Consider the following 12,430-nt stretch of genomic DNA (forward strand, 5'->3'; position numbering starts at 1 on the left):
CAGACCTTGGGCTCAGCGCTCGCCGGCCAGCCATTCCAGTTGCAGTTCGTGCTGGCCGTTCTCGTCGGTGATGAACAGCGTGCCTTCGCTGATCATCACCGCCCAGTTGATCGAGCGCGGCAGGTCGCGCGCCACGGTTTCCAGCGCTTCCTGCGGGACGGCGACGACGTTGATGTTCTTCAGGCTCCTGACGCCATCGAGCACCTTGCTCTGCCACACGCGCAGGTTGCCGTAGGCGACCAGGCTGAAGCGCTCGGCGCGGCGCGAACACCAGGTGATGCGCTCGGCATCCGGCTGGCCGACTTCGATCCAGTGCAGCACCCGGTCGTCGAGGCTCTTCTCCCACAGCGCCGGCTCGTCAACGTCGGACAGCCCGCGGCCGAAGGACAGCAACTCGCCGTACCACAGCAAGTAGGCGATCAGCCGCACCACCAGGCGCTCCTCGGTCTCCGAGGGATGGCGGGCGACGGTGAAGCGCGCGGTGTCGTAGACCGAACGGTCGAGGTCGGTGAGGTTTATTTCGACTTTGTAGGTTGTCGCTTGCAGGGCCATGTACGGCTTCCTGGCGGAATGGAAGCCGGCAAGTCTAGCGCGAATGCCCTCGCGGCACGACCACCGCCGGGAGCCTGGCAGCGTGCGCGAGGGGTATCGGGAGCGACGCGGCCTCTAGCGGGCGCGGCCCTTGCCGCAGAGCAGCGCGCCGATGGCCACAGCGCCGAGGCCGAGCATCGCCACGGTGGCGACCGGGTGCAGGCTGGCGTGGGTGTAGAGGCTGTGGCGCAGCACACGACCCCGATAATAGCCACGGGCACGGCCGGTCAAACGGCCGCCGTTCGGGCCGTGCAGGGCGCCCTGCCAGTTGGCGTCCGGCTGGCCGTTCTGCAGGCGGTCGTAGATGACCTTCTCGCTGAGCCAGTCGTAGAAACGCGGGAAGTTCTGCGCGATCACGGTGAAGGCCTTGGAGGCGCCGATGTAGATATCGCGGGTGGGATGCACCGCCGCATGGAGGATCGCCTCGGCGACTTCTTCCGGCGCATACAGCGGCGGCGGCAGGACCGGCGCGCTGGCGGTGTAATCCCGGGCGTGGTCGGTGAACAGCGTGTCGGTGGCCGCCGGCCGGATCAGCGTTACCGATACCGGAGCGGCATCCTTGCGCAGCTCGACCCGCAGCACGTCGGTCATGGCCTTCACCGCGTGCTTGGACGCCGCGTACATGCCGTGCACCGGAATCGGCGCGGCCGATTCGGAACTGCCCAGGTTGATGATCGCCCCGCCGTGCTCGCGCAGGTATTTGGCGGCGATGGTCGAGCCGTAGTAGGTGCCCCAGAAATTGGTTTCGAACAGACGGCGATGATCGGCGTCGCTGGCGTCCTCTATCTTGCCGATCACCGCGATGCCGGCATTGTTCACCCAGGTGTCGAAACGGCCGAACGTCTCGATGGCGAGGTCGGCGACCCGCTGCATGGCCTGGCGGTCGCCGACGTCGGCGGCCATCGTGACCACCTGGGCGCTGCCGCCGAGTTCGCCGGCGATCTGCTCCAGCGCCTGTTCGTTGCGGGCCACCAGCACCAGGCGGGCGCCCTTGGCGACGGCGGCGCGCGCGGTGGCGAGGCCAATGCCGCTGGAAGCGCCGGTGATGACGATGACCTGCTGGGCGAGCGGACGAAGATTGGGCTTCATGAAGTCCTCCTGTTCGGGAAAGGAACGCGGCGAAGGCGCTGAGCGGCGCCGCGCGCGGGGCTAACCGGGGTCCTCGGGTGGACCAGCGGTCCAACGGCAGCGGCTGCCATACGCCGAAAAAAAGAAACCCCGAGCCTTGGGGGAGATGCTCGGGGTTCAACGCCAGCCACGAGGGCCAGGCGGCCGGCACATGGACCTGGGAGCGGTAAGGTTTCATGTGCCGTGTAATTACTGACCGGCGAAAAAGCCCAATCGTTCAACCGGTCGTCGGGCAGGCGTGGATCACAGCGAGGCGTAGTTTTTCACCCGGTTATTGCCGTGCAGATGGGCAATCACCTCGGGCGCGATACGGCCTTCGATCAGCAAGAGGTCGCGCAGGATGCCATCCACCACATCGGTCAGGGCGAAGCGGTCGCTCAGCTGCCCCTTGCTCAGCGTGCGCTGGAGGACGGGTTCTCCCGCCTCGTTGGTCAGGGTCATCAACCTGCCGCCGTCGGCATGGTCAGGCCCCAACACCACCTTGTACGGCGCCAGGGCGCCTTCCAGCAATTCCGTTGTGCTTTCCATGTCCATCTCCACGTAAGGTTCTGAAAATAAAGGAGGTGTAGCAAAGACTCGATAAGCACACGGAAAGTTCGTGAGCGCCCCGCGCGGAGAACGGCCGGCGCGAGTGCAACCTCAGGGTAAGCGGGGTTCATTTCAGTGGCGTGACGCGGATGCGAACAGGCCGGCAACGAGGCCGGCCTGAACGGAGGGGCGGAAACCCGCCGGCAAGCCGGCGAGGCGTTCGCTCAGAGGGGTTTGCCGCGGTTGCCGTGCCCGGCGACGAAGGCCTGCACGGCCTTAAGGTCGTTGGCGAGCACGCTGTAACGCTCCTCGCGGACGAACAGGTCGGCCAGGTGCGCCGGCAGTTCGATGGCCTTGGCGATGCCGGCCTTCTCCACCGCTTCGGGGAATTTCACCGGATGCGCGGTGCCCAGCACCACCATGGGCGTGCTGAGGCTGCGACGGCATTCACGGCCGGCCCGCACGCCGATGGCGGTGTGCGGGTCGAGCACCTCGCCGGTTTCGGCGAATACCGCGGCGATGGTCTCGCAGGTCTGCTCGTCATCCACCGCCAGCGAGTCGAACAGCTTGCGCGCTTCGCTCCAGCGGTCTTCGTCGACGCTGAAACCGCCGCCCCGCTTGAAGGTGTCCATCAGCCCGGCGATGGCCGCACCGTTGCGCCCGTGCAGGTCGAACAGCAGCCGCTCGAAGTTGGACGAGACCATGATGTCCATCGACGGCGACAGGGTCGCGTGCAGGGTTTCCTTGGCGTAGCTGTTGCCGCTCATGAAGCGGTGCAGGATGTCGTTGCGGTTAGTGGCGACGATCAGCTGGCTGACCGGCAGGCCAATGTTGCGCGCCAGGTAGCCGGCGAAAATGTCGCCGAAGTTGCCGGTAGGCACGGAGAAGGCGATAGAGCGCGCCGGCGCACCGAGCTGCAGCGCGGCGTAAAAGTAGTAGACGATCTGGGCCATGATCCGCGCCCAGTTGATCGAGTTGACCGCCACCAGACGCGTGCCTTTGAGGAAGCCCTGGTCGGCGAAGCTGGCCTTGACCATCTCTTGGCAGTCGTCGAAGTTGCCTTCGATGGCGATGTTGTGGATGTTCTCGCCGAAGATGGTGGTCATCTGCCGGCGTTGCACCTCGGACACGCGGTTGTGCGGGTGCATGATGAAGATATCGACGTTGTCGCAGGCCTTGCAGCCCTCGATCGCCGCCGATCCGGTATCGCCGGAGGTGGCGCCCATGATCACCACGCGCTCGTTGCGCTTGGCCAGCACATGGTCGAGCAGCCGGCCGAGCAGTTGCAGGGCGAAGTCCTTGAACGCCAGCGTCGGGCCATGGAACAGCTCGAGCACCCACTCGTTGCCGTTCAGCTGACGCAGCGGCGCGATGGCGCTATGGGCGAACACGCCGTAGGTGTCTTCGAGGATGCGCTTGAAGTCGGCATCCTCGATGCTGCCGGCCACGAACGGGCGCATCACCCGAAAGGCCAGCTCGTGGTAAGGCAAGCCGGCCCAGGAAGCGATTTCCTCCTGGGTGAAGCGCGGCAGGTTTTCCGGTACGTAGAGGCCGCCATCGCTGGCCAGGCCGGCGAGCAGGACGTCTTCGAAGTTCAGGGCAGGTGCCTGGCCGCGGGTGCTGATATAGCGCATTTCGACAAACCTTCGCTGTGCGCCGCGCCCCGGTGCGTCTGGCCCCGGGCGCGTGGCTGGATTAATTCAGTTGCTCGACGCGAATCCGTACGACGTCGCCGGAAACGCCTTCCAGCGCCTCGAGGGCGGTGATGGCATCGTCGATACGCGCTTCCTGCACGCGGTGGGTCACCAGGATCATCGGCACCAGGCCGTCCTGCTCCTCGGCTTCCTTCTGCATGATCGATTCGATGTTGATGCCGCGATCGGAGAGGATGCTCGCCACCTGCGCCAGCACGCCGGGCAGGTCCTTCGCCTGGATGCGCAGGTAGTAGGCGCTCTCGCATTCGGCGATCGGCAGGATCGGGTGATCGGACAGCGAATCCGGCTGGAAGGCCAGGTGCGGCACGCGGTTGTGCGGGTCGGTGGTCAGCGCGCGAACCACGTCGACGACATCGGCCACCACCGCCGAAGCGGTCGGCTCCATCCCGGCGCCGGCACCGTAATAAAGGGTGCTGCCGACGGCATCGCCGTTGACCATCACCGCGTTCATCACGCCGTTGACGTTGGCGATCAGGCGATCGGCCGGGATCAGCGTCGGGTGCACGCGCAGCTCGATGCCGGCCGCGGTGCGACGCGCCACGCCGAGGTGCTTGATGCGATAGCCCAGCGCTTCGGCATAGTTGACGTCGGCCGTGGTCAGCCTGGTGATGCCTTCGGTGTAGGCCTTGTCGAACTGCAGCGGGATGCCGAAGGCGATCGACGCGAGGATGGTCAGCTTGTGCGCGGCGTCGATGCCCTCGACGTCGAAAGTCGGGTCGGCTTCGGCGTAACCCAGCGCCTGGGCTTCCTGGAGCACGTCCTCGAAGGTGCGCCCCTTCTCGCGCATCTCGCTGAGGATGAAGTTTCCGGTGCCGTTGATGATCCCGGCGAGCCAGTTGATCTGGTTGCCGGCGAGGCCCTCGCGGATCGCCTTGATCACTGGAATGCCACCGGCCACCGCCGCTTCGAAGGCGATGATCACGCCCTTCTCGCGCGCCTTGGCGAAGAGTTCGTTGCCGTGCACGGCGATCAGCGCCTTGTTCGCGGTGATCACGTGCTTGCCGTTCTCGATGGCCTTAATCACCAGGTCGCGCGCCAGCGTGTAGCCGCCGATCAGTTCGATGACGATGTCGATGTCCGGGTTGCTGGCGACCTCGAAGATATCGGCGGTAATGGGGGTGCTACCGGTATCGACTTTCGGGTTGGGGCGACGCGCGGCAATCTGGGCGACTTCGATTCCACGCCCGGCACGGCGGGAAATCTCATCGGCATTGCGTTTGAGTACGTTGAAGGTGCCGCCGCCGACGGTCCCCAGCCCACAGATTCCCACTTTCACCGGTTTCACGCTGTACTCCCCATTACCGCGACCGCGCCCGGCTGACGGGCGCATAAAAAGAGTCGCACTTTAGAAACCGGGGGGGCTTTAGTCAATCGCGCCCGGCGAGCGGAAAACCGCTGCCGGCGTGGCGCGGGGGCGAAAGGAGACTATCGGGTCAGACCGAGCCGCTCGTGCCACTGCGCGAGGGATTCCTCGGGGTACTCGTCGTACAGCCTGTCGTCGGCACCCTGCTGCACCTCGACCCAGCTGGCCTTCGAGCCGAGCATCAGGTGGGTGTGCTGCGGCGGCACCGGCAGCTCGGTGTCGATGGCCGAGGCGTGAGGGTGGATCAGGTCCGGCCAGCTCGGGTCCCAGAGCCAGAGCGCGCTGCCGCATTCACGGCAGAAATTGCGCTCGCCGGAACTCACCTGGCCATCACCCATCTTCGCCCGATAGACGCCGAGGTGCTGCCTGCCCTGGACCTCCAGCGTGCGGTTGTCGGCGCCGAGGTTGATGGCGAAGCCGCCCCCGCCCGCCGTCTTGCGACAGATCGAGCAGTAGCAGCGCATGAAGGGATAGGGTTGTGCCGATTCGACGGAAAAACGCACGCTGCCGCAATGGCAGGAACCTTCGAGTTTCATCGCTCGCTCCAGGTCGGGTCATGTCTGCATGTGACCCGACTGGACCGCTATCGCTCGCGCCGTCCGTCAGCCCTCACTGGGCCGCGAGCGCCTGCTTGATCAGCTCGGGCGCCGGCTGATAGCCGGGGATCAGCTGACCGTTGCCGAGCACGATGGCCGGCGTGCCATTGACCCCGATCGACTGACCGAGGGCGAACTGCTCGGCCACCGGGTTGGCGCATTTGGCGGCGCTGACCTTCTTGCCGCTGACCATCTGATCCATTGCCGTACGACGATCGCTGGAGCACCAGACCGCCTGCAGTTGCTGGTCGCCGGCAGAATCCAGGCCCTGCCGCGGGAACGCCAGGTAGCGCACCTCGATGCCCTGGCGGTTCAGCTCGGCCACTTCGCCGTGCAGCTTGTGGCAATACGGGCAGGTGGTGTCGGTGAACACCGTGATGTGGCCCTTGGTCTCGCCCTTGGCCGGGTAGACCACCATCTGTTCCAGCGGCACCGCCGCGATCACCTTGGCAATGCCACGGCTCTCGGCCTGCTCGGTCAGGTTGACCGGATCGGCGCCGGCCTGCATCTGATAGAGGTAACCCTGCATCAGGTACTTGCCGTCGGCGCTGGCGTAGAGCACGCGACCGCCCTTGAGCTGGACTTCATACAAACCGTTGAGCGGGCTCTTGGCGATGCTCTCGATCGGCAGATCCTGACCCAGGCCGCCGAGGGACTGGCGAATGGTTTTTTCCGCATCGTCCGCGTGTACGGCACCGATGACGAGGGCGAAACAGGCCCCGATGAGAAAACGAATACTGCGCATGGAACACTCCTAAATGGGTGCGAAAAGACTACCACAGGCACGCCGGCGCCTTCCTTCGCCGTTTGCCGGGAGAGACGCCGGCCGTCAGCCGCGGGGGTGGTGCTGGGCGTGCAGCTCCTGGAGGCGCGCACGGGCGATGTGGGTGTAGATCTGCGTGGTGGAAAGATCGCTGTGACCAAGCAGCATCTGCACCACCCGAAGATCGGCGCCGTGGTTCAGCAGATGGGTGGCGAAGGCGTGCCGTAAGGTGTGCGGCGACAGCGATTTGGCGATTCCGGCGACTTTCGCCTGCAGCTTGATCCGGTGCCAGAAGGTCTGCCGGGTCATCTGTTCGCCGCGCGAACTGGGAAACAGCACATCGCTCGGCCGGCCATCGAGCAGCGCCCCGCGCGCCTCGCGCACGTAGCGCTCGATCCACAGCATCGCCTCCTCTCCCAGCGGCACCAGGCGTTCCTTGCTGCCCTTGCCGAACACCCGCACCACGCCCTGGCGCAGGTTGACCTGTTCCAGCGTCAGACCGATCAGCTCGCTGACACGCAAGCCGCAGGCATAGAGCACCTCGAGCATGGCGCGGTCGCGCAGGCCGATCGGCGTTTCCAGGTCCGGTGCCGCCAGCAGCGCCTCGACGTCCGCTTCGGACAGCGACTTGGGCAGCGGCCGGCCCAGCTGCGGAAGCTCCACCAGCAGGGTCGGGTCGCTGTCGATCAACCCCTCGCGTAACAGGTAGCGGTAGAACCCCCGCGCGCTGGAGAGAAAGCGTGCCGTCGAGCGCGCTTTGTAGCCCTCGCCCAGGCGCCAGGCCAGATGATCGAGAACCGCCTCGCGGCCGGCATGCTGCAGCTCGACACCGCGCTCATCGAGCCAGCCGTTGAAATGCGCCAGATCGCTGAGGTACGCCGAACGGGTATGCGGCGACAGGCCTTTCTCCAGCCACAAGGCATCGAGGAAACGGTCGATCAGCGGATGGTCTTTGGCGGGCATGGGGCGAACACGACGGGAACGGACCGGCAGTCTTTCACAGCGGCGGGCCGACGCAAAGCACGGGGCAGGATCGCTCGGCGGCGGAATGGGGCCGCGCTTGCACGGCGGGAGGCCGAAGACGCGGATGATCGCGGCTCGCGGCAAAAAGGGCTTTCGCCCGAGGACGAATCGCAGGCAATAAAAAAGCAGCCCGTGGGCTGCTTTTTTCGTCAAGGTGACCGGTCTTAAACCAGTTTTTCCTTGATGCGCGCTGCCTTGCCGGACAGTTCGCGGAGGTAGTACAGCTTGGCTTTGCGAACGTCACCACGACGCTTCACGCTCAGGCTGTCGACCAGCGGCGAGTAGGTCTGGAAAGTACGCTCGACGCCAACGCCGTTGGAGATTTTACGAACGGTGAACGCGCTGTTCAGGCCGCGGTTACGCTTGCCGATCACTACGCCTTCGAAGGCCTGCAGACGCTGACGGTCGCCTTCCTTCACCTTGACTTGAACGATAACGGTGTCCCCCGGGGCGAAGGGCGGAATTTCTTTGCCCATCTGTTCGGCTTCGATCTGCTGGATGATCTTGTTGGTCATGTCGTGCGCTCCTAAGACAAACCCTCTGGGCCTGCCATCGATACGTTAACTATCGTCCCGCTGGCGAAGGTATTCCGCCAACAGCTTTTGCTCTTCTCCAGAAAGCGAGCGGCTATCCAGAAGATCGGCACGTCGTTCGTAGGTTCGCCCCAGGGCCTGCTGCAAACGCCAACGCCGGATGTGTTCGTGGTTGCCGCTGAGCAGCACCTGCGGAACACTTTTATCCGCATACACTTCGGGTCGAGTGTAGTGCGGACAATCGAGCAGGCCGTCGGTGAACGAGTCCTCCTCGGCGGAATCCGCATGCCCCAATGCACCGGGCAACAAGCGGGTAACCGCATCGATCAGCACCATCGCCGGCAGCTCACCGCCGGACAATACGTAATCGCCAATCGACCATTCTTCATCCACGTGCGCTTCGATGAAGCGTTCGTCGATACCTTCGTAGCGTCCGGCGATGAGGATCAACGACTCCTCCTGCGCCAGTTGCTGTACGGCCGCCTGTTTCAGCTGGCGACCCTGGGGCGACAGGTAGATCACCTTCGCCCGCTCTCCGGCGGCCTGCCTGGCAGCTGCCAGCGCCCGCTCCAGAGGCTCGATCTTCATCACCATGCCGGGGCCTCCACCGAAGGGTCGGTCGTCCACCGTCTGGTGGCGATCTTCGGTGAAGCTCCGCGGGTTCCAGCAGGTCAGCGCGAGCAGACCCTGTTTCACCGCACGGCTGGTGATGCCGTATCCGCTGATGGCGGAAAACATCTCCGGGAAAATGCTGATGACTTCAACCCGCATGGCATTCACGCAAATCAGAAGTCCGCATCCCAGTCGACCCGCATCTCTCCGGCGGCCAGATCGATCGACTGCACGCACTGCTCCGTATAGGGCAGCAGGCGTTCGCGATCATCGAGGCTGCCGGTGCAGGGCTTGACCACCATCACGTCGTTGGCACCGGTCTCCAGCAAGTGGTCGATCACGCCGAACAGCTGTCCGAGCTGATCGATGACCCTCAAGCCTTCCAGTTGGTGCCAGTAGTACTCGTCGGTGCCGAGTGCCGGCAACTCGCTGCGGGGAACGCAGATTTCGAAGCCCGCGAAGGTCAGAGCGACATCGCGATCATCGAGCCCCTTCAGCTTCGCCACCAGGAACTTGCCCTGTGGCCGTCCGCCAATCAGCTCAACCTGCTTGACCTCGTTGTCACGCCTGAGCGTCCAACGGCGATAGTCCAGCACGTTGTCGACCGGGTCGGTAAAGGAATACACCTTCACTTCGCCGCGAATGCCGTGCACCGAGAAAATCTTGCCGAGAAGGATCAGATCCTCGGCGGGCGCCGGCAACGTACTCATGGATGCTTAGGCCGCAGCCTTGGCAGCTTCCTTGAGCAGTTGTGCAACGCGCTCGGACGGCTGTGCGCCCTGGCTCAGCCAGTAGCTGGCGCGTTCCTGATCGACCGACAGCTTGACTTCAGCGCCGGAAGCGACCGGGTTGAAGAAGCCGATACGCTCGACGAAGCGACCGTCGCGCGCATTGCGGCTGTTGGTCACGGTCAGGTGGTAGAAGGGGCGCTTCTTGGAGCCGCCACGGGCAAGACGGATGGTTACCATTGAACTTCGTTCCTGTAGTCGGTGCTTTGCAAATCAAAACAAGCAATGGGCCATAGGGGCCCGAAAGGCCGCATATTCTAAGGATTATCCGGATATTTGCAAATGGCTTTTTCAAAATGGGCGACTGTACCGGCCGGACGGCGCGAATCGCTCACGCCACCCGACTCGCCACCTCGAGACCCGCTCGTGATTTCCCAAGCGGGTCATCGCGGGCAGTCTCTCAGAGCTTGGGCATGCCGCCGCCGGGGAGCATGCCGCCCATCCCGCGCATCATCTTGGCCATGCCACCCTTGGCGGTGAATTTCTTCATCATCTTCTGCATCTGCTTGTGCTGCTTGATCAGCCGGCCGATGTCCTGCACCTGGGTTCCCGAACCCATGGCGATGCGGCGCTTGCGCGAGCCGCTGATGATGTCAGGATCGCGGCGCTCGTGCGGGGTCATCGAGTTGATGATCGCTTCCATCTGCTTGAACTGCTTCTCTGCCGCGCCCTGGGCGTTGCCCATCTGCGCCAGGTTTACCCCGCCCATCTGCGGAAGCTTGTCCATCAGGCCGCCGAGGCCGCCCATATTCTTCATCTGTTGCAACTGGTCGCGGAAGTCTTCGAGGTCGAAGCCCTTGCCCTTCTTCAGTTTCTTGGTGAGTTTCTCGGCCTTCTCGCGATCCAGGGTCTGCTCGGCCTGTTCGATCAGGCTGAGCACATCGCCCATGCCGAGGATGCGCGAGGCGATACGGTCCGGGTGGAACGGCTCGAGTGCATCGCTCTTCTCGCCCATGCCGAGGAACTTGATCGGCTTGCCGGTCACGTGGCGCACGGACAGCGCCGCACCGCCGCGGGCGTCGCCGTCGACCTTGGTCAGCACCACGCCGGTGAGCGGCAGCGCCTCGCCAAAGGCCTTGGCGGTGTTGGCGGCGTCCTGGCCAGTCATGGCATCGACCACGAACAGCGTCTCGGCCGGTTTCACCGCCGCGTGCACGGCCTGGATCTCGGCCATCATCTCGGCATCGACGTGCAGTCGGCCGGCGGTATCCACCAGCACCACGTCGATGAATTTCAATTTGGCTTCGCGGATCGCCGCTTCGGCGATCGCCACCGGCTGCTGGCCGATGTCGGACGGGAAGAAGGTGACGCCGACTTCCCCCGCCAGGGTTTCCAGCTGCTTGATCGCCGCCGGGCGGTAGACGTCGACCGACACCACCATCACGGACTTCTTCTTGCGCTCCTTGAGGAAGCGCGCCAGCTTGCCGACGGTGGTGGTCTTGCCCGCGCCCTGCAGACCCGCCATCAGCACCACCGCGGGCGGCGTGACGTTGAGGACCAGGTCCTCGTTGGCCGCACCCATCAGCTCTTCCAGCTCGGCGCGCACCACCTTCACGAACGCCTGGCCCGGCGTCAGGCTCTTCGACACCTCGGTACCGACCGCGCGGTCCTTGACCTTGTTGACGAAGTCCTTGACCACCGGCAGTGCGACGTCGGCCTCGAGCAGCGCCATGCGCACTTCGCGCAGGGTGTCCTTGATGTTGTCCTCGGTCAGCTTGGCCTTGCCGGTGACATGGCGAAGCGTCTGGGACAAACGGTCGGTCAAGTTTTCGAACATGCGCGTTCCTTTGAAAAATGCGGGCTGGCGGCAAGGCCGGGGAGTATATCAACAGCATTGGCGAATGGCTTCTCAGGCCAGACGGATCACCATCGCGCCCGCCGCGATGAAGGCCGTCGCCACGCCGCGTCGCGGGCCGATGCGTTCGCCGAGCAGCAGCACCGAGAGCAGCGTGGCGAACAGGATCGAGGTTTCCCGCAAGGCGGCGACGCTCGCCACCGGTGCCAGCGTCATCGCATACAGCGCGATGCCATAGGAGCCGAGGGTGCCGCTGCCGCCCACCAGCGGCAACGCCGGCCGCGACCGGGCGTAGCGCAGCAGCTCGCGCGGCCGGCGAAACAGCGTCCAGCCGAGCAGCGGAATGGCGGTCAGGAAGAAGATCCACAGCGTGTAACCGACCGGCGCCTGCGACAGACGAACGCCCACGCCATCGATCAGCGTGTAGCTGGCGATCACGCAGGCATTCAGCAGCGCCAGCCCGGTGGCTCTCGCGCTCACGCCATCACGCAACCAGGCATCCACCGCCAGGCCGAGGACACCCGAGCAGATCAGCAGCACACCACCCCAGCCGGTGAGCGACAGCGATTCGCCAAGCAGCGGTGCGCTCGCCAGGGCCACCAGCAGCGGCGCAGTGCCGCGCATCAGCGGATAGGCCTGGCTCAGGTCACCGTGGCGATAGGCCGCCGCGACCAGCCGGTAGTAGATGACCTGCGCACAGACCGAGCACGCCAGGTACGGCCAGCTCGCCGGCGAGGGCGCCTCGACGAAGCACAGCCCGACCGCCGCAATGGCGCCGGCGCCGGCACTGACCAGAACGGCATTCAGCGACTTGTCGTGACCGGACTTCACCGCCGTGTTCCAGCCGGCATGCAGCAGCGCGGCGAACAGCACCATCAATACAACGCTTGCGGACATCACGGACTCCTGATCGGCGCCCCAGCATAGCAACAGCCGATCGCCGCCCGCGAAACGAGCGCCGACCCCGTGGCGGAGCGCCTCCCGGCCGGGGCGAT

The 12,430-nt window shown here is 64.9% G+C and carries 14 protein-coding genes; all 14 read right to left on the reverse strand.

What is annotated here, in order from left to right:
* Window positions 1–12: 12 nt before the first annotated feature.
* The 14 genes from B3E91_RS05035 to B3E91_RS05100 all read right to left on the reverse strand — a co-directional run bounded on the left by B3E91_RS05035 (window position 13) and on the right by B3E91_RS05100 (window position 12,332).
* The gene (locus B3E91_RS05035; protein WP_273232298.1) at window positions 13–552 is read right to left on the reverse strand and encodes a YaeQ family protein; all 540 of its coding nucleotides are present in this window, start codon (window positions 550–552) and stop codon (window positions 13–15) included.
* A 114-nt stretch (window positions 553–666) separates the two neighbouring features.
* Window positions 667–1,680 carry an SDR family oxidoreductase gene (locus tag B3E91_RS05040; protein ID WP_273232295.1) on the reverse strand — a complete coding sequence of 338 codons (1,014 nt, stop codon included), beginning with the start codon at window positions 1,678–1,680 and terminating at the stop codon, window positions 667–669.
* A gap of 282 nt (window positions 1,681–1,962) precedes the next feature.
* Window positions 1,963–2,247, reverse strand: a complete 285-nt coding sequence (locus tag B3E91_RS05045) for a DUF3509 domain-containing protein (protein WP_273232293.1) — start codon at window positions 2,245–2,247, stop codon at window positions 1,963–1,965.
* A 224-nt stretch (window positions 2,248–2,471) separates the two neighbouring features.
* Window positions 2,472–3,881 (reverse strand): threonine synthase, encoded by a 1,410-nt coding sequence (gene thrC / locus B3E91_RS05050; RefSeq protein ID WP_287028593.1) that lies wholly within the window; start codon window positions 3,879–3,881, stop codon window positions 2,472–2,474.
* Between the two features lie 61 nt (window positions 3,882–3,942).
* Window positions 3,943–5,247 carry a homoserine dehydrogenase gene (locus tag B3E91_RS05055; protein ID WP_287028594.1) on the reverse strand — a complete coding sequence of 435 codons (1,305 nt, stop codon included), beginning with the start codon at window positions 5,245–5,247 and terminating at the stop codon, window positions 3,943–3,945.
* 140 nt (window positions 5,248–5,387) lie between these two features.
* Window positions 5,388–5,861, reverse strand: a complete 474-nt coding sequence (locus B3E91_RS05060) for a GFA family protein (protein ID WP_273232290.1) — start codon at window positions 5,859–5,861, stop codon at window positions 5,388–5,390.
* Between the two features lie 73 nt (window positions 5,862–5,934).
* Window positions 5,935–6,666 carry a bifunctional protein-disulfide isomerase/oxidoreductase DsbC gene (gene dsbC / locus B3E91_RS05065; protein WP_287028595.1) on the reverse strand — a complete coding sequence of 244 codons (732 nt, stop codon included), beginning with the start codon at window positions 6,664–6,666 and terminating at the stop codon, window positions 5,935–5,937.
* Between the two features lie 84 nt (window positions 6,667–6,750).
* Window positions 6,751–7,647, reverse strand: a complete 897-nt coding sequence (xerD, locus tag B3E91_RS05070) for a site-specific tyrosine recombinase XerD (RefSeq protein WP_273232286.1) — start codon at window positions 7,645–7,647, stop codon at window positions 6,751–6,753.
* 224 nt (window positions 7,648–7,871) lie between these two features.
* On the reverse strand, window positions 7,872–8,222 hold the full coding sequence (rplS, locus tag B3E91_RS05075) for a 50S ribosomal protein L19 (RefSeq protein WP_090227287.1): 351 nt from the start codon (window positions 8,220–8,222) through the stop codon (window positions 7,872–7,874).
* A 45-nt stretch (window positions 8,223–8,267) separates the two neighbouring features.
* Entirely contained in the window at window positions 8,268–9,011 is a 744-nt protein-coding gene (gene trmD / locus B3E91_RS05080) for a tRNA (guanosine(37)-N1)-methyltransferase TrmD (protein ID WP_090227284.1), read from the reverse strand.
* 14 nt (window positions 9,012–9,025) lie between these two features.
* A complete protein-coding gene (rimM, locus tag B3E91_RS05085; protein ID WP_287028596.1) occupies window positions 9,026–9,562 on the reverse strand; it encodes a ribosome maturation factor RimM in 537 nt (178 codons plus the stop codon).
* 6 nt (window positions 9,563–9,568) lie between these two features.
* Window positions 9,569–9,820, reverse strand: a complete 252-nt coding sequence (gene rpsP, locus B3E91_RS05090; protein ID WP_090227279.1) for a 30S ribosomal protein S16 — start codon at window positions 9,818–9,820, stop codon at window positions 9,569–9,571.
* Window positions 9,821–10,040: 220 nt separating this feature from the next.
* A complete protein-coding gene (gene ffh, locus B3E91_RS05095; RefSeq protein WP_282341307.1) occupies window positions 10,041–11,417 on the reverse strand; it encodes a signal recognition particle protein in 1,377 nt (458 codons plus the stop codon).
* Window positions 11,418–11,489: 72 nt separating this feature from the next.
* Window positions 11,490–12,332: a DMT family transporter gene (locus B3E91_RS05100; RefSeq protein WP_287028597.1), complete on the reverse strand. Its 843-nt coding sequence runs from the start codon at window positions 12,330–12,332 to the stop codon at window positions 11,490–11,492.
* Window positions 12,333–12,430: the final 98 nt, after the last annotated feature.

It is taken from the genome of Pseudomonas sp. UBA6310 (genome assembly GCF_002438225.1).
Lineage (GTDB): Bacteria > Pseudomonadota > Gammaproteobacteria > Pseudomonadales > Pseudomonadaceae > Pseudomonas_O > Pseudomonas_O kuykendallii.

Excerpts from the sequence above, each read along its gene's own strand:
- B3E91_RS05035 (WP_273232298.1), bottom strand. The coding sequence starts at position 552 with ATGGCCCTGCAAGCGACAACCTACAAAGTCGAAATAAACCTCACCGAC.
- B3E91_RS05040 (WP_273232295.1), bottom strand. The coding sequence starts at position 1,680 with ATGAAGCCCAATCTTCGTCCGCTCGCCCAGCAGGTCATCGTCATCACC.
- B3E91_RS05045 (WP_273232293.1), bottom strand. The coding sequence starts at position 2,247 with ATGGAAAGCACAACGGAATTGCTGGAAGGCGCCCTGGCGCCGTACAAG.
- thrC (WP_287028593.1), bottom strand. The coding sequence starts at position 3,881 with ATGCGCTATATCAGCACCCGCGGCCAGGCACCTGCCCTGAACTTCGAA.
- B3E91_RS05060 (WP_273232290.1), bottom strand. The coding sequence starts at position 5,861 with ATGAAACTCGAAGGTTCCTGCCATTGCGGCAGCGTGCGTTTTTCCGTC.
- dsbC (WP_287028595.1), bottom strand. The coding sequence starts at position 6,666 with ATGCGCAGTATTCGTTTTCTCATCGGGGCCTGTTTCGCCCTCGTCATC.
- xerD (WP_273232286.1), bottom strand. The coding sequence starts at position 7,647 with ATGCCCGCCAAAGACCATCCGCTGATCGACCGTTTCCTCGATGCCTTG.
- rplS (WP_090227287.1), bottom strand. The coding sequence starts at position 8,222 with ATGACCAACAAGATCATCCAGCAGATCGAAGCCGAACAGATGGGCAAA.
- trmD (WP_090227284.1), bottom strand. The coding sequence starts at position 9,011 with ATGCGGGTTGAAGTCATCAGCATTTTCCCGGAGATGTTTTCCGCCATC.
- rimM (WP_287028596.1), bottom strand. The coding sequence starts at position 9,562 with ATGAGTACGTTGCCGGCGCCCGCCGAGGATCTGATCCTTCTCGGCAAG.
- rpsP (WP_090227279.1), bottom strand. The coding sequence starts at position 9,820 with ATGGTAACCATCCGTCTTGCCCGTGGCGGCTCCAAGAAGCGCCCCTTC.
- ffh (WP_282341307.1), bottom strand. The coding sequence starts at position 11,417 with ATGTTCGAAAACTTGACCGACCGTTTGTCCCAGACGCTTCGCCATGTC.
- B3E91_RS05100 (WP_287028597.1), bottom strand. The coding sequence starts at position 12,332 with ATGTCCGCAAGCGTTGTATTGATGGTGCTGTTCGCCGCGCTGCTGCAT.